Genomic DNA, 15,421 nt, shown 5'->3' with positions numbered 1-15,421 from the left:
GCCGCCGATGGTCGCTGGAGCGGTTGCGCAGGGAATCAGCGGATGCTGGCCCAGTCGATTTCCGGTTCCTCGACCGTGTCGATCACTGGGGACTTCTTCTCCGGGGTCTCGCCGTAGCGCCATCGACCGTCGACATGAACATTGAGGATCACTGATCACCTGTACCGTCAGGGAGCCGTGGCCTCGTGGCCCGGATCGTATCGGCGGCCCGGTGCAGCTCGGCGAGGACCGTCCGGACGGCCTTGCGCGCGGTGCGCTCGGGCCGGTGGAGCACGTCGACGTGCCGTCGGGCCTGGACTCCGCTCAGCGGCCGGAGAACGACGTCGGGGTGCGGGCGGGCGGTCCAGCGCGGCATCAGGGCCAGCCCGCCGCCGGCGGCCACCACCTCGGCGACCACGGCGAATTCGTTGATGCGGTGAACGATGTCGAGCCGGCGGTTCGCGACGCTGGCGATGGCCTCGATGGTGGCCATCAGCGGGAAGCCGTCGTGGACCGTGATCCACGGCTGGTCGGCCACGTCCTGCGGTGAGAGCCGCGGCCGGGAGGCCAGCGGGTGGCCGGCCGGCAGGGCGACGTCGAGGGGCTCGCGCAGCAAGGTGTGGGCGATCACGGTGCGCGGCCAGGGCGGGGCGTGGTCGAGGCGGTGAGCGAGCACGAGGTCGTGGTCACGGGTGAGGGCGGGGAAGCGGTCCTGGGCGACGTCCTCGTCGGACAGCGCCAGACGAGGGTGACCGGCACCGGCGAGGCCGCGTAGCAGGAGCGGGAAGAACGCCGACCCGGCGCTGTGGAACGCCGCCACCGAGACCTCGCCGTCCGGCTGTTCCACGAAGTCGGTGACGGTGTGGCGTGCCCTGGCCAGAGCGCTCTCCACCTCGATGGCCGCCACCGCCAGGGCCCGCCCGGCGTCCGTCAGCACCACCCGGCGCCCGGCGCGTTCGGTGAGCGGGACGGGGATCGAACGCTGCAGCAGCCTCAGCTGTTGCGAGATGGCCGACGGCGTCACGTGCAGCGCCTCGGCGACCGCGGTGACGCTCCCCAGCTCTCCCAGTTCCCGCAGGACCCGCAGCTGTCTCTCATCCACGCCGACAGTGTAGGGCTGCTACAGGTTCGTTGAAGAAGTTGGTGGTGGCCTTCAATTCCCTGGTCGGGCAGCGTAGGGGCATGCCCATTGCCCGCCGCACCGATGCGGTACTCCTCCTCGTCGCACTCGTCTGGGGCTCCAGCTATCTGGCGGCCAAGACGGCCACCGCCGCGCTCCCGGTCCTGGTGGTGCTGTTCGCCCGGTACGCGGTCTCCGCGCTCGCGTGCGGAGCCCTGGTCGCCTTCGGCCGCCGGGGGCGGCGCTTCACCCGCGACGAGGTGCGCACCGGGTCCGTCCTGGGCGTCACCCAGGCGACCGTCCTCGTGCTGGAGACCTACGGGGTGGCGCACACCAGCGCCGCCAATGCCGGACTGATCATCAGCCTGACCATCGTGCTCACCCCGCTGATGGACCGCAGCGCGGGCCGCCGCCTGCCCGCGACGTTCTTCCTCGCCGCCGGCCTGTGCGTCCTGGCCGTCGGGCTGCTGAGCTCCAGCACCGGGCTGCACGTGCCGCGACTCGGGGACGCCCTGATGCTCGCCGCCGCGGTCGTCCGGGCCGGGCACGTCGCGCTCGTCGGACGGCTGACCGCCGGTCGGCCCGTGGACCCGCTCCGCCTGACGAGCGTCCAGACCGTCGTCGGTTCGGCCCTGTTCCTGCCGGCCGCCCTCGGCCACCTGCCCGACCTGGCCCACGGCAGTGTCACCACCTGGACCCAGCTGGTCTACCTCGCCCTGTTCTGCAGCGTGTTCGCCTTCCTCGCCCAGACGCAGGCCGTGCAGCGCACCTCCGCCAGCCGGGCGAGCCTGCTGCTGGGAACCGAACCGATCTGGGCCGTCGCCATCGGGTTCGGCCTCGGCGGCGAACGGCTCACCCTCTGGGCCGCCCTCGGCGCCGTGCTGATGATCGCCGGGACCTACTGGGGACAGGCCATCGAACGCACCCACCGCGCCGCAGCGCAAACCGTGAAGGAGGACCCGGCGTGCCGGGCGACGACACCTGTCAGCGCCTGATCACCCCGTTCGACACCACCGGGACCCCGTACCGGCTCATCGACCACTACCCGGACGGCACCACGGAGCCGGTCAGTGCCCGGCGCGGGCACCCGACTCCCAGGCCACGAAGCGGGGGCCGGTGCGCGGCCGGGCACGAAAGCCCGTGGATCCGTGGCTCGTTGCCGTGATCGAGCTCCGGTAGGGCATCCGTTCCGGAGGAAATTCGGTGGCCGGTCTGCCCGTGGCGTGGCAGGGTGGCGGCCATGACGTCGATCCGAAGGGGCGATGCCGCGTAAGTCGCCCGGCGCCGTGCGCGCCCAGACGCGGTGGATCCGGGCCCGGTCCCGAGAGTTCAGTCAGGTTCGAGGCTTGCGACGAGGCGCCCAGGGCGCGGTCAAGCGCCTTGAGGCCCAAAGGTTCCGGCCCGGCTTCCTGAGCGATGCGCTCGGCCGGTACGAGCAATTCCTGCGCCGGCCTGGCCGATGGCTCTACGTGGTGCTGGAGGATTGCGAGTGCCACGACGTGTTCGGGAGCCGGGACGATCTGCAAGCCATGCTCGATGCACTGCCGTCGGCCGCACGCCGTGAACTGAGCCGGATCGTGGCCAGGCTCGACGCGGAGTTCGAGCGTCGTACCCTGCCGGATCCGTACGCGTCCTCATGGTTGACTCACCATCGGTCGCCGAGCCTCCCCTGGTGGCGCCGGCGGTTGACCGTTTGGTGGCACGAGACCTGACTCGTAGGGCGGGGTTCATGGAACCGACGACTCCGGCGGCAGGGCGGTCAGGGGCCGCCTCGGATGAGCCGCAGGCGCGCCGGATGCCGCCGGCCGCGCTCTGCCGGTCGGGGTTTCGGGTGGCGTGTTCCTGGCAAAGTACTTCAACCATGGGCTTATCACCGGTCGCCGGGCATCCCGCTGTCGCCGTCTTCCGCGAACCCCGAGCCGGACGGCCAGTCCCGGTACTGGGCCCGCGAGTTGACGCCGAGGCGGGGCGGACCGCGCGCGTGCTGGCCGGGGTGGCGACCCACGGCCGGCCTGTCGAGCGGGCCCTCGCGCTACGGCAGGCCACCGCGGCTGCAGGTGAGTTGGTGGCCGCGCTGTCGGCCCTGGGCCCGGCGCCGGCCGGAGAGGACCTCCCGGCGGAGTCGACCAGTCAGTCGTACTTCCGGGTCCGCGAGGTCGAGCTGTCGGATCAGCAGGCCGCCCTGCACGGCACCCTGGTCGTCCACCGCGGCCTGGAAGACCTGTGCGACGCCCCGCTGTCGGGAGCCGACCTGGCGCTGGAGCTCGCGGGCATGCGGCAGTCGGTGCTCGACCTCACCGGCGCAGCACCGGGCGACGACCCCGAATCCGTCCCGCCGATCGCCGCTCCCGAGCCCGGTGCGGGGCCGTCGTTGGAGAGCGCGTGGAGCGCCCGGTGGCTCATCGGGCACCAGGTCCACGTCCTGTTCAACGTCTGCGCCGCGGTCGCCGTGGCCGATGCCGCCCGGCAACTGCGGGACGGCGACGGCGATGGCGCGCTGCTGCGCCTCGCGGATGCGACGGTGTACGTGCGCGGCTTCCCGGCGGCCATGAACCACGCGAGTACGATCCCGGCCGACTACTACATGGCGGCGATACGCCGGACCATGGCGCCTCCGTCGACGGACGTCCCGTTGAGCGGGCGCCAGCACCGCGGCTACAAGCTGTTCCGGGCGGCGATGAAGGACCTGCTCGCGCTGGTGCCCGACTCCTACGAGCAGCTCGCGGCCCGTGCCCCCGAGCTGGCCGAGGCGCGGGGCGCCCTCCTGGAGGCGGACATCGTCGACGCCGAACGGCACGTCACCCTCGCGTACTCGATGGTCCATCTGCGGCGCTCCATCGCTCAGCGGCCCGAAGGCCCCGACAACGCCGTCGCCGAACTACGGCTCATGCGCCATCGCCGCGCGGCCCAGTACGCCCCCCTGATCCGGTTCGGTGACCACTACATCGCCGACGCCGTGGCCGACCTGCGCCACTCCTGAGTCCGCGCGTCCGCCTCCCACACCCCCGGCAGGAGACCCTGATGCCCGAGACGACGCCCGGCACCGTCCAACCCGCTGCGGCGGCCGACTGGGAGCTGGATCCGGCCGATGCCGGTACGTGCGAGCGGCTGGCCCGCACCTTGTGCATCAGCGGGAACGACCAGGTCGACAGCCCCGAGTGGCTGGAACGGGCCCGGGACGCCTGGGAGGACCTCCCGCTACCACTGCGCCGCGCGGTGCGCCGGTTCCGAAGGCACTCCGGCCCGCAGGGCACCTTGGTGATCGGCGGCCTGCCCGTCGACCAGGCGGCCCTGCCGACGACGCCGGCCGTACCCGGCTCGGTCCAGCGCCGGGCGACCGTGCCGGCCGCGGTGCTCACCATGGTGGCCTGCGGGCTCGGCGAGCCGCTCGCCTACCTGGCCGAGAAGTCCGGCGCCCTCGTGCAGGACGTCGTGCCCGTGCCCGGACAGGAGACCTTCCACGGAAACGCCGGTTCGGTGCCGCTGTCCTTCCACACCGAGAACGGCTTCCACCCCCACCCGCCCGACTACGTGGTCTTCCTGTGCCTGCGCGCCGACCACGACCGGATCGCCGGCATGCGCGTCGCCGGCCTCCGCGAGGCGCTGCCGCTGCTCACCCCGGCCGGCCGCCAGGCCCTGTTCGCACCGGAGTTCATCACCACGCCACCACCCTCCTTCGGCCCCGACACCGCCGGGGGCGCGCCCGATGCCGAACCCCGACCGGTGCTGTCCGGAGCCGCCGAGGACCCCGACATCCGCATGGCCCAACTCGTCACCACCCCGCTCACCCCTCGGGCCGCCGCGGCGCTGGCCGAATTCGGGCGCGCCTGCGAGGCGAGCGCCCGCACCCTGCGCCTGACACCCGGCGACCTGGTCGTCATCGACAACCGCGTCACCGTCCACGGCCGCACCGCCTTCCGGCCTCGCTACGACGGAGCGGACCGCTGGCTGCAACGGACCTACGTCACCACCGACTTGCGGCGCTCCCGCGACCACCGCCCCCACGACGGCCACGTACTCACCCGCTGACCGGGGGCGCAAGGGGTTTTCGCCGACCGGCGGCCTCGCAGGCTGTCAAGGCGCCGAGATCGGTCAGCCGTGATCGTGATCCGGTCACCGGTGGGTGATCTCCGCTCGGCGGCCTCGACGGCCTCGTAGCGTCGCGGCTTCGGAACAAATGCTGGAGGGTTCATGACAACCATCGATTCCCTGCCCGCGTCACCCGTCGAGCAGCGGACCAGCGATGCACTCGTGGTCCTGCCGACCCCGGCGGCGGTGACGGCCCCGCAGGGGGGCCGTGCGGAACGCGGCATCACCCGGGAACGCGTGGGCTCGCGCGGGCTCTGCCTGAGCCGCCTGGTGATTCCGCCGCTGACGACGGAGCAGGCGCACCTCCACGCGGACCACGAGACCGCGATCTACGTCGTCAGCGGGGAGATCGAAGTCCGGCACGGCGAGCGGCTGGCGGAGGTCACCGTCGCAGGTCCGGGCGACTTCGTCTACATCCCGCCCAGCGTGCCCCACCAGCCGATCAACCGCAGTCGGACCCAGGAGGTCGTCGTCCTGGCCGCGCGCACCGACCCGCACGACGTCGAGAGCCTGGTGCTGCTGCCCGGCGCGCCGGACTGACCTCGCACCGACCACCCGCCCGGCGCCCTCGGACGTCAGTGCCAGGCCGCCAGGTCGACCACGCGGGTGAGGGCGGGTGCGTGTTCGACGGTCCGTCGGCGCTCCGCGTCGCCGACGGTGAGGATGACCAGGCCGGCGAGCGCGCTCCAGTCGGCGTGGCCGGCCGAGGGGAGCAGCACGGCGTAGGGGTGGCCGGAGACGTGGATGGGCAGGCCGCCCGCCCAGCGGTCGTCGGTGATCTGTTCGTGGGCGAGCCGGGCGGGTCGTCCGCTGTCCTTCTCCGTCCATCGGGCCGCTGCGGCTTCCAGCCGCCATCTGCGTCCGAGTGGCATGGCGGTCCGCCAGTCCTTCCCCACCACCTGGCCGGCGTGCCGTTCGCGCCGGCGCTGCTGGTCTCGTTCCTTGCGCTTGGTCCGGTGGCGCTGGTCGGCGTCGGAGTGCGCGGCCGCCTGCTCGACGTAGCGCGGCGCGGTCCACAGCACCCGGTGGTCGTCCTCGCCGGCGGGCACCCGGTGGGGGATGACGCGGCGGCCGAGGACCCAGGCGACGAAGTCGTCCAGCGGGGCGGTGACGGTCTTCCATTCGCCGTGGCCGTGCGGGCATCGGCACTTCTTCCGGCACGGGGTGACGGTGAACCGGCTCAGTCCGGTGCCAGCGGTCCACTGGTCGGCGGAGCCGGGCCGGGGCGTCGAGACGACGATGGACGGGACGGCGCCGACCCACGTTCGGGCGGACAGCGTCACCCAGCAGGCATCGATGCCGTCGGCGGCGTACCGGTCGGTGCGCTCGCGGACCTCGTCGCGGGTGATCGGGGAGAGCTGCGCCTCCCACGCCATGCGGTGGGCGCCGTCGGGGGAGGAGGCCATGACGTCCGCCCGCCACGTGCCGTCCGGGGCGCGGACTTCGAGGTCGGCGTACCAGCCGGCGGCCCGTGCGGCGTGTGCGAGCTGCAGCTTCACGAGGTGGTGCTCCATGCTCTCCTGTGCCAGCGCGCAGGTGGGTGCTCCGCGGTCGTGGGCGAAGAACCGCAGCCCGGTCGGCGAGACCTTCGCGTGGAGGCCGTGTCCGCACTCCGGGCACGCGAGCGGCACGCGCGGTCTCGCGCGGTGGACCGCGGTCCACGCCCACCCGCAGCCGAGGTCGTCCCGCGTCGCGTCCAGTCGGCCCCGATCTCCGTGCACCGCGGTGAACGCCACGGAGCCCTCCCCTCTCCCTGCAGCCCGTGCCCCCGTGCTGCCGCCCCGGCGTCAGTCCTTCCCGGCCCGCCGGGCGTTCATGACCGCGCCTTCGTGATCGCACGATTGTGCCAGGCGGCGAGACCGGTGGGTTCCGGCTCGGACACAGCAGGGGAGGACCGGAAGCCCACTTTCAAAAGCCCGGGCCGGCCTCTACGCCCGCACCTCCCGTTCGTCCGTCCGCCGCTGCGGCCGCGCGCTGCGCCCACACCGGGGGACCATGGAGCTGCGGAGGTGCTCGGCCGGTGAGGCGGTGAGTTCGGCGGCGGTGGGTTCGGCGGTGGCGGTGAGTTCGGCGGTGGGTTCGGCGGCGGTGGGTTCGGCGGTGACCGGGAAGCTGCGGGTGTACCTGGGAGCGGCACCGGGGGTCGGGAAGACCTACGCCATGCTCGCCGAGGGCCGCCGGCTGCGCGACGGCGGGCTGGACGTGGTGGTCGGCCTCGTCGAGACCTACGGCCGCCGGGGGACGGAGGAGCAACTGGCCGACCTGCCGGTGGTCCCGCGCCGGCGCGTGCCGTACCGGGGGATCGAGCTGACCGAGCTCGACCTCGACGCCCTGCTCGCCCGCCGGCCCGCGCTCGCGCTGGTGGACGAGCTGGCGCACACGAACGTCCCGGGCAGCCGCAATCCCAAGCGCTGGCAGGACGTGCAGGATCTCCTGGACGCCGGGATCGACGTGGCGACGACCCTGAACATCCAGCACCTGGAGAGCCTGAACGACGTGGTCGAGCAGATCACCGGCATCGTCCAGCGGGAGAAGATCCCGGACGAGGTCGTCCGGGCCGCCGACCGGATCGAGCTGGTGGACCTCAGCCCCGAGGCACTGCGCACCCGGATGGCGCAGGGCGACGTCTACGCGGCCGACCAGGTCGACGTGGCGCTGGACAACTACTTCCGGGCCGGGAACCTCGGCGCGCTGCGGGAGCTGGCCCTGCTCTGGCTGGCCGACCGGGTGGAGGAGGAGCTCGCCGACTACCGGGCCCGGCACGGCATCCGGGCGCCGTGGGAGACCAAGGAGCGCATCGTGGTGGCCCTGAACGGTGCGCCGCAGGGCGAGCACCTGATCCGGCGGGGCGCGCGGACGGCCACCCGGGTGCACGGTGTCCTGATCGGCGTGCACGTCCGCGCGGACGACGGGACCCTCCAGCGGGAGCCGCCCGCCCTGGCGGGCCAACGGGTGCTGCTGCGCGAGCTGCACGGAACCTATGTCGAGATCACCGGCGACGACGTGGCGGGAGCCCTGGTCGACTTCGCCCGGACGGAGAGCGCCACCCAGATCCTGCTCGGGCCGACCAGCCGCTCGCGGCTGCGGGAGCTGGTCAGCGGTTCGGTGATCAACCGGGTGATCCGGCTGGCCGGGCCGATCGACGTCCGGGTGCTGCCGCCGCCCGGGCCGGATCTGCTGGCGCTGCCGCGCGGGCCGCGGCCACGGCGGCCTGCCTTCGTCACCGCGCGGCGGCGCCGGTTCGGCTGGCTGCTCGGACCGCTCGGTGCGGTGGTGGTGGCGAGCGTGCTGTCGCCGCTCCGGGTCTCGCTCGGCCCGTCCGGTGCGCTGCTGTGCCTGCTGCTGGTGGTGGCCGGGGTCGCCCGTCTGGGAGGGCTCGCACCGGCCGCGGCCACCACCGTGGCCTCGGCGCTGGCGGCGGACTGGTTCTTCACGACGCCCTGGCACAGCCTCGTGGTCGAGCGGGCGGCGGATGCCGGGGTCCTGGCGGTGTTCCTGGTGGTCGCCGGGATCATCAGCCACCTGATCGACGGGCTGGCCCGCCGCTCCCAGCAGGCGACCCGCGCCCGCGCGGAGGCGCAGGCGCTCGCCCGGTTGGCGGGGGAGTCGGTGCAGGACGGGGAACGCGCGCTACCCGAGCTGCTGGAGGGGCTGCGGCTGGCGTTCGGCCTGTTCGCGGCGGGCATCCTGGCGCGCGACGGCACGGGCTGGCGCCCGGACGCGGCCGCCGGCGGGCCGCTGCCGGGCCGGCCGCAGGACGCGGCGTTCGCGGCCGAGCTGGACCCGGACACCGTCCTGGTGCTGGCCGGCCCGACCCTGAGCGAGGAGAACACCCGGCTGCTCGGCCCCTTCGTGACCCAGCTGCGCCTGCTCCGGGAGCTGCAGCGGGTGACCGCGCAAGCGGCGTCGGCACAGGCGATCGCCCGCACCGACGCCCTGCACACCACCCTGCTGGAGGCCGTGGCCCACGACCTGCGTGAGCCGCTGGCGGGGATCAAGGCGTCGGCGTCGAGCCTGTGCTCCGACGACGTCGACTGGCCGCCGGAGGACGTCCGCCGCTTCTCGGCGATCATCGACGCCGAGGCGGACCGGTTGAACCGCATGGTCGCCAACCTGCTCGACCTGAGCCGCCTGCAGGCCGGTCGGGTGCCGGTGACCCTCTGGCCGACCGACGTGGCGGACGTCCTGGTCGCCGCGGTCGGCAGCCTCCCGCTCGCGGGTGCCCCGGTGGTCCTCGACCTCCCGGAGGGCCTGCCGCCGGTGGAGGCCGACGCCGGCCTGCTGGAGCGGGCGCTGGCGAACGTCCTGGCCAACGCCCAGACCTGGTCACCGTCCGGCGCCCCGGTACGGGTGGACGCGGGCGCCGTGGCGGACCGGGTGGACGTGCGGGTGGTCGACCACGGCCCCGGCATCGGCGACCGGCAACGCGAGCACCTCTTCGAGCCGTTCCACCGCAGCCGCCGCGGCGCCGGCGGGCGGGTCGCCGGCGTCGGCCTCGGACTGACCGTGGCGAAGGGCTTCACCGAGGCGATGGGCGGCGAGCTGACCGTCGAGAGCACCCCCGGCGGCGGCACGACCTTCGTCTTCGGCCTCCGCCGGGCCGTCGCGGCAAGCCCCGGTTAGGTCATCGGGTACCGCCACCAGCCCTGACCGGTGGCGCCAAGGCCGCGTCAAGACGGCTGCCGTCCGCGTCAAGGATGCGCCAGGGCGGGCGGACGGACATTCGACCGCACCTAGCGTGATCTGTGAGGAAACGGTTCGCCGCCCGGGCGTGGGGCCTGGCGGTGAACCGTTTGCCGACTCCCGACCCCCGGCGGGTTCCGCCGGGGGAGGTTCGGCGGCCAGGGTGAAAGACAGGGGAGGGGCGCGCGGCGATGCCGGCGGGAACGCCGAGCGGTACGGCGGTCGTGGAGAACGCGGTCGTGTCGGAGACGAAGCGACATCCGTGCCGGGCTTGCTGCCTGCCACCGGCCGACGGGCAGCGCCGCCGTCTGGCCCGCACCCCGCCGTCTGGCCCGCACCCCGCCGTGCCGGTCCGCCTCCGGACGGCCTCGGCGCCGTAGGGTCCTCTCCGAGGACACGGGGCCCGGCCGGTCGCCAGGACCGGGGCGTTCGGAAGCGCGTCGGGCCACGGGACGGACGAGACGAAGGGCTGGCACGTCACATGCAACAGCGCAGTCTGCGGGACCTCCAGGTGTCGGCCATCGGCCTCGGCTGCATGGGGATGTCCGCCTTCTACGGCACGGCCGACCAGGACGAGGGCGTCGCGACCATCCGGCGCGCCCTGGAGCTCGGCATCACCTTCCTCGACACGGCGCAGGTCTACGGACCGCTCACCAACGAGTCCCTGGTCGGCGAGGCCGTCCGGGGGCACCGTGACGAGTACGTGATCGCCACGAAGTTCAACTACCGGATGGACAAAGCGGTTCCGGGCGACATGTCGACGGTGGGCCGCCAGGACGGCTCGGCCGAGCACGTCCGCGGCTCCGTCCACGGTTCGCTCGAACGGCTCGGCACCGACCGGATCGACCTGTACTACCAGCACCGGGTCGACCCGACCGTGCCCATCGAGGAGACCGTCGGCGCGCTCGGCGAACTGGTCGCCGAGGGCAAGGTGCGGCACATCGGGCTGAGCGAGGCGAGCGCGGAGACCATCCGCCGCGCCCACGCCGTCCACCCGGTCACCGCCGTCCAGAGCGAGTACTCGCTCTGGACGCGGGACGTGGAAGCCGAGGTGCTCCCCACCTGCCGGGAACTGGGAATCGGCTTCGTGCCGTACTCCCCACTGGGCCGCGGCTTCCTCGCGGGCCGCTTCAGCTCCCCGGACGAGCTGGACCAGGGCGACTTCCGCCGCACCAACCCGCGCTTCACGGAGGCCAATCTGGCGGCCAACCTCCGGCTCGCGGACAAGGTGAAGGAGATCGCCGCGGAGAAGGGCATCACCCCGGCCCAGCTGGCGATCGCCTGGGTACTGGCCCGCGGCGAGCACCTCGTGCCGATCCCGGGCACCAAGCGCCGCACCTACCTGGAGCAGAACGCGGGCGCGGTCGACGTCGAGCTGACCGACGGGGACCTCGCCCGCATCGACGCCGAGCTGCCCGAGGTGGCGGGCGAACGCTACGACGAGGACGGGATGCGGGCGGTGAACCGCTGAACGGGCCACCCGCTGCTTCGGTCTCCGCATGACTCGGAGCCCTGGAGCCCTGGGCCGCGCTGCCCGCCCCGGACGGGCCCGTGGGGCGGGCGGTGCGCGGAGAACGGTCCGGGGCGGCGGGTGTGTGTTGTACTGCTGCGATGAGTGCCGAGTATGAGCTTGGGCAGGTCATTGCCCGTCGTGAGCTGGTCTTCACCGCTCCGGACGGGACGCAGGCGCCCGTGCTGGTGGCAGTCGGGGCGCCGTGCCGCGACCCGGAGGGGCCGGACTGGTACTGCCCGTACCGGATCACCGGACACCCCGGCGTCGCCGACCGCGTGACGGCGATCTTCGGCGTCGACTCGGTGCAGGCGTTGCAGCTCGCCCTGGCCCGTCTTCCCGACGAGTTGAGCGACGCGGCCGGGCTGACCTTCCTGGGCGGGACGGACCTGATGCTCGGGGGCGACGGTTCGTGAGGACGGGAGCCGGGTGATGCGTGCCGGCGGCCGCTCCCGCCGCCTCCGGCCCGCGGTGCCGTGGCCGGGCGCGCGCCGCCGCGGAAAACCGGGTGCCCGCGCGGCGTCCGCCGGGCACAATCGTCGGCGATGCCTCAGCTGACTGCCGACCGGCTGCTCGCCGCCGTCGAACCGTTGCCTCACCCGCTCCGGCTGCGCGAGGTGGCCCGCACCGCCGCCTCCCTCGCCTCCTCCGAACTGCTGCTCCTGCTCGCCGAGTTGGACGGCCTTGGTCCGTACGAACGTCGACTCGCCGCGTTGGCCGCCCTCGCCGGACGGCAGGCGCGCCATCTGATCGACCGGATCGACGACCCCGACCCGGTGGTGCGCCGCTACGCGCTCCGGGCGGTCGGGGAACTGCCCGTCCCGGGAGACGACCTCGAGTTCGCGATGCTCACCGCCTCGAAGGCGGTCCGTGCGGAGGTGGCCCGCGCCATCCTGCGGGCCGGGCGTACGGCGGTGGCCGACCGGCTGGTGCCGGTCGTGCGCAGGCGCTGGGGCGTGGCCGAGGCGGCGCGGCTCCTGCCGGTCTGCTCGGCCGAGGTCGTTGCCGCCGAACTGCCGCTGCTGGCGCATGCGATCACCCCCTCCACCTCGCTCGGCCGCCGCCACCCGGTCGCCGTGCTGGACGAGGCCGGGCGTCAACTCGCCGACTTGCCGTACGGGCTGAGGCAAGGCTTCTGGGAGCGGAACGCCCTCGGCCTGGCGGCTGCCGCCACCCGCGAACCGGCCCGGGTGCTGGAGCTGCTGGAGCGCCACCCCGTGCACACCCTCCCCCATCCACTGCGGGACCGGCTCGCCGACCTCGCCGCCGTCTCCACCGCCGCCGCCGAACGGACCGTCCGCCTTCTACTCGCGATCGGCCGTCAGCGCTACGACCCGCCGCTGCGGGCGGACTTGGCCCGCCGACTGGCCGCCGCCCGGCCGAACGGCCTCGCCGCGCTCGCGCGCCGAGACGGCAGGGACCACCTGACGTTGCTGCGGCTGATGCCCCCGGCCCGACGGGCTGCCTTCTACGACGAGGTGGCGGCGCTGCCGGGCCCGAACCGCGCCTGGGACTCCGTCGACGTCCTCGCCGTGCTGCCCGCGAAGGAGCGGCACGCGCGGGCGCGGGCCCGACTGGCCGCGGACAGCCAGGACGTCGGCCGGCTCGTCCTGCTGCCGGTCGCCGAGGCGCGGGCGGCGCTGCTGGCCGAGACCCGCACGGCCGATGTCTTGGACCGCGGCTGGGCCTGGGCGCAGCTGATCCGCCAGGCGGAACTCTCCGGGGAGCCGGGCGCGTTGTACGAGGCGCTCGAACTGCTCCTACGGCTGCGCAACGAGCAGGACCTGGTCCGTCGTGAGGCGCTGGACGCGGTCGCGGCCGTCCCGCCGCGGCTCTTCGACGACGCCACCGCCGGGCCTCTGGAGCGGCTCACCGACGACGCCTTGACGGCGCGCGACTGCTCGGCGGTCACCCGCGCCGCCCTCGTGCGGCTCGCGGGGGCCGTCCTCGGCGAGCACGCGGGCGGGCCGGCCCGCGAGCTGGTCGCCTGGGCCGTCCGCACCGTCGAACGGACCGGCGGCAGCGGCCTGACCCTCCCTCCACGGCGCGAAGGGGCGGCGGTCGACGAGCTGTGGGAGGCCTTGGAACGCTCGGCACGGACCCGGGACGCCGCACTGCTGCTCACGCTGGCCGAGACGCTCGGCGCCCGGTCACGACGAGTCCCCGCGCTCGGCGAGCTCCTGGAACGCGTCCTGCACGCGGGCGGCGACACCGCCGTCGAAAGGGCCGTCGCACAGCTGCTGCGCAACCCCGCCGCCGGCCCCGAGCTCGTGGCCCGGCTGCTCGCACTGAGGCCGTCGGCCATCACCCTGGCCCCGGTCAGGGCCGCACTCGCCAGGGTCCGCACCGATCTGCTCGACCTCCTGCTCGCCACTCCCCTGACCGAGGGGGACCTCGCCGACGCCGGCCGCTGGCTCCCCGCCCACCAGCACGCGGCCGTCGAACAGCTCACCCGTACGGTCGACGACCCCGTGCGGACCCTGGACGATCGCGCCGCCGCCCTGCGCGCCGCCGCCCGGATCCCCGTCCACGGCGAAGCCCTGCTGCACCGGTACGCGGACTCCGCCGAGACCGTCCTGGCCGAGGCCGCGCTCGCCGCGCTGCCCTGGACGGAACGTCCAGCCGGTGCGCTGCCCGAGTTGCTCTCCCACGCCGCGGACGACCGGGCCCGGGTCGCCCTGTACGCGGCGGGCCGCGCCGCCCGGTTCGCGCCGAGCGCCGGACTCCTCCCGGGGCTGCGCCGCATCGCGCTCGACCCGGGGACGAAGGTGACCAGCCGCAAGCAGGCCGTCCGGCTCGCCGCCGCACACCTGGTCCTGTCCGACGCGGCCGCCCTGCTGCGCGAGGCGTACGCCGCGCCCGAGCAGCACCCGGACGTCCGTGCCGCCGTCCTGGCGACGATCGGCGAACGGATCGCCGACCTGCCGTTGTGGGACGTGCTCGATGACGCGGCCGACGGACCGCCGGATCTGCACACGATGCTCGTCCAGCACCTGCGCCCGCACGAGGTACCCGCCGGGCAGCGCCCCGAATTCGCGCGCCTGATGGCCCGGTTGGCTACTGGCGACGGCCTCTTCACCGCCGTACCCGCGCAAGGACACCTCGTCTCCTGGGGACGGTACGCGCCGGAGGCCGTGCGGGTACTCGTCCCTCTCGTGACCGACCTCGCCGAGCGGGACCGCTGGAAGGGGGCAGCCCGGGCGCTGACCGGGATGGCACTGTCGGACGCCCCGCACCCGCTCGGCGGCTGCGCGCCGGGCAGCGTCCTGGCGGACGCGCTGAGCGCGCTGATGGAGTCCGTGCACGCCGGGGACCCGGCCCTCCCCGGCCGCGACCAGCCGGCCCGGCAGCGGATCGCCAAGCTCACCGGCTCGCTCTGGAGCAACGACGCCCCCGCGGAAACCTTCCGGGCCACCCTGCGCGAGGTCGCCGCACTCCTGCTGACCGAACCCGCGCTCCTGCCCGAGGCCACCGCCCAACTGGTCACGGCGCTCGACCTGGACGCCCCCGACACGGGCGAGCGCCTCGCCGAACTGGCCGCGCTCGTCGCCGACCGCCCGGCGCTGGCCGTGACCACCGCCGAGGCGGTGCGCCGACGCTGCTACGGACGACCCGAGGCTCCCGAGCACGCCCTGGCGGCCGCCCGCCGGCTGGCCGCCGAGGACGGACTCGCTCCCGGCCTGTTCGCCGTCGCACTGGCGACGGTGGGGGCGCAGCTCGGCTGGCCCGCGGCCTGGCGGGAGGTGCTGCACGGCCTGCGCCGCCACCCGCGGCCGGACGTCCGCGACGCCGCGCTGGCGGTGTTCACCGATCCGGCGTGAGCGGACGTCCTGGGGCCGAGGGGAGCCCCGGGCTGCGGGGCGGCTCCGCGGACCGGCATTGAGTATCGAGGTGGCCGAATCGTCCCTGGCGCCGTTGCCCGGCCGTGTCGTGCTCTGCTGTCCTGTGGGGAGCACTCGTGCTGTCAGCGGTCCCGCGGGAACCCGGGCGGTGGAGGGGGGAAACAGGCATGCCGGCTGCGTCAAGGATCGACCTCCTGG

General features: G+C 74.2%; 11 protein-coding genes. 9 read left to right on the top strand and 2 right to left on the bottom strand.

What is annotated here, in order from left to right:
• Positions 1 to 148: 148 nt before the first annotated feature.
• Positions 149 to 1,081 (bottom strand): LysR family transcriptional regulator, encoded by a 933-nt coding sequence (locus tag ACFVU9_RS14585; protein WP_380504776.1) that lies wholly within the window; start codon positions 1,079 to 1,081, stop codon positions 149 to 151.
• Positions 1,082 to 1,161: 80 nt separating this feature from the next.
• Here ACFVU9_RS14585 and ACFVU9_RS14580 point away from each other — a divergent pair, with 80 nt between their 5' ends.
• From ACFVU9_RS14580 to ACFVU9_RS14560, 5 genes are all read left to right on the top strand, one after another.
• Positions 1,162 to 2,094: a DMT family transporter gene (locus ACFVU9_RS14580; RefSeq protein WP_387593450.1), complete on the top strand. Its 933-nt coding sequence runs from the start codon at positions 1,162 to 1,164 to the stop codon at positions 2,092 to 2,094.
• Positions 2,095 to 2,445: 351 nt separating this feature from the next.
• Positions 2,446 to 2,811 carry a hypothetical protein gene (locus tag ACFVU9_RS14575; protein WP_387593448.1) on the top strand — a complete coding sequence of 122 codons (366 nt, stop codon included), beginning with the start codon at positions 2,446 to 2,448 and terminating at the stop codon, positions 2,809 to 2,811.
• A 353-nt stretch (positions 2,812 to 3,164) separates the two neighbouring features.
• Positions 3,165 to 4,079 carry a hypothetical protein gene (locus ACFVU9_RS14570; protein ID WP_387593447.1) on the top strand — a complete coding sequence of 305 codons (915 nt, stop codon included), beginning with the start codon at positions 3,165 to 3,167 and terminating at the stop codon, positions 4,077 to 4,079.
• A gap of 41 nt (positions 4,080 to 4,120) precedes the next feature.
• On the top strand, positions 4,121 to 5,128 hold the full coding sequence (locus ACFVU9_RS14565; protein ID WP_387593446.1) for a TauD/TfdA family dioxygenase: 1,008 nt from the start codon (positions 4,121 to 4,123) through the stop codon (positions 5,126 to 5,128).
• Between the two features lie 162 nt (positions 5,129 to 5,290).
• The gene (locus ACFVU9_RS14560; RefSeq protein WP_380443996.1) at positions 5,291 to 5,728 is read left to right on the top strand and encodes a cupin domain-containing protein; all 438 of its coding nucleotides are present in this window, start codon (positions 5,291 to 5,293) and stop codon (positions 5,726 to 5,728) included.
• A gap of 35 nt (positions 5,729 to 5,763) precedes the next feature.
• Here the strand turns inward: ACFVU9_RS14560 and ACFVU9_RS14555 are convergent, their stop codons facing one another.
• Positions 5,764 to 6,924 (bottom strand): competence protein CoiA, encoded by a 1,161-nt coding sequence (locus tag ACFVU9_RS14555; RefSeq protein ID WP_387593443.1) that lies wholly within the window; start codon positions 6,922 to 6,924, stop codon positions 5,764 to 5,766.
• Between the two features lie 259 nt (positions 6,925 to 7,183).
• Here ACFVU9_RS14555 and ACFVU9_RS14550 point away from each other — a divergent pair, with 259 nt between their 5' ends.
• The 4 genes from ACFVU9_RS14550 to ACFVU9_RS14535 all read left to right on the top strand — a co-directional run bounded on the left by ACFVU9_RS14550 (position 7,184) and on the right by ACFVU9_RS14535 (position 15,202).
• Positions 7,184 to 9,811: an ATP-binding protein gene (locus ACFVU9_RS14550; RefSeq protein WP_387593442.1), complete on the top strand. Its 2,628-nt coding sequence runs from the start codon at positions 7,184 to 7,186 to the stop codon at positions 9,809 to 9,811.
• Positions 9,812 to 10,352: 541 nt separating this feature from the next.
• Positions 10,353 to 11,342: an aldo/keto reductase gene (locus tag ACFVU9_RS14545; RefSeq protein WP_387593440.1), complete on the top strand. Its 990-nt coding sequence runs from the start codon at positions 10,353 to 10,355 to the stop codon at positions 11,340 to 11,342.
• A 140-nt stretch (positions 11,343 to 11,482) separates the two neighbouring features.
• Complete coding sequence (locus ACFVU9_RS14540) at positions 11,483 to 11,797, top strand: DUF6968 family protein (protein ID WP_387593438.1); 315 nt, start codon at positions 11,483 to 11,485, stop codon at positions 11,795 to 11,797.
• Between the two features lie 129 nt (positions 11,798 to 11,926).
• On the top strand, positions 11,927 to 15,202 hold the full coding sequence (locus ACFVU9_RS14535; protein WP_387593436.1) for a hypothetical protein: 3,276 nt from the start codon (positions 11,927 to 11,929) through the stop codon (positions 15,200 to 15,202).
• Positions 15,203 to 15,421 lie beyond the last annotated feature (219 nt).

This window comes from Kitasatospora sp. NPDC057936 (genome assembly GCF_042887525.1).
Classification (GTDB): domain Bacteria; phylum Actinomycetota; class Actinomycetes; order Streptomycetales; family Streptomycetaceae; genus Kitasatospora.
Note: the sequence above shows the minus strand (reverse complement) of the source record. Positions and strands in the feature narration are given on the sequence as shown.

What these genes read in the sequence shown, in the direction of transcription:
- ACFVU9_RS14565 (WP_387593446.1), top strand. Translation starts at nt 4,121, where the DNA reads ATGCCCGAGACGACGCCCGGCACCGTCCAACCCGCTGCGGCGGCCGAC.
- ACFVU9_RS14550 (WP_387593442.1), top strand. Translation starts at nt 7,184, where the DNA reads ATGGAGCTGCGGAGGTGCTCGGCCGGTGAGGCGGTGAGTTCGGCGGCG.
- ACFVU9_RS14535 (WP_387593436.1), top strand. Translation starts at nt 11,927, where the DNA reads ATGCCTCAGCTGACTGCCGACCGGCTGCTCGCCGCCGTCGAACCGTTG.
- ACFVU9_RS14560 (WP_380443996.1), top strand. Translation starts at nt 5,291, where the DNA reads ATGACAACCATCGATTCCCTGCCCGCGTCACCCGTCGAGCAGCGGACC.
- ACFVU9_RS14580 (WP_387593450.1), top strand. Translation starts at nt 1,162, where the DNA reads ATGCCCATTGCCCGCCGCACCGATGCGGTACTCCTCCTCGTCGCACTC.
- ACFVU9_RS14540 (WP_387593438.1), top strand. Translation starts at nt 11,483, where the DNA reads ATGAGTGCCGAGTATGAGCTTGGGCAGGTCATTGCCCGTCGTGAGCTG.
- ACFVU9_RS14545 (WP_387593440.1), top strand. Translation starts at nt 10,353, where the DNA reads ATGCAACAGCGCAGTCTGCGGGACCTCCAGGTGTCGGCCATCGGCCTC.